We start from the raw sequence: 233 nt of genomic DNA on the forward strand, positions 1-233 counted from the left end.
AAATACGGTATTCATCCCGATATGCTGTCAAGTTGGAGAAGTAAAATGACCTCAAGAAAAGAGCCTAAGCCACTTAAAAACCATGGTCCAGAAAAGTCATATAAAGACCTTGAACGTCAAGTTCGTAACCTTGAAAAGCAGCTTGAGGACGTACAGTTGGAGAACGACGTACTAAAAAAGGCGAGGGCCTACTTCGACAGTCTAAAAGAATAAGGTTTCAATATATTCATAAG

1 pseudogene is annotated in these 233 nt (G+C 39.5%); it reads left to right on the forward strand.

What is annotated here, in order from left to right:
* Positions 1–213, forward strand: a pseudogene (locus tag AN391_RS20630) (hypothetical protein); the annotation flags it as partial.
* Positions 214–233 lie beyond the last annotated feature (20 nt).

The organism is Pseudoalteromonas sp. P1-13-1a (assembly GCF_001401875.1).
GTDB lineage: Bacteria > Pseudomonadota > Gammaproteobacteria > Enterobacterales > Alteromonadaceae > Pseudoalteromonas.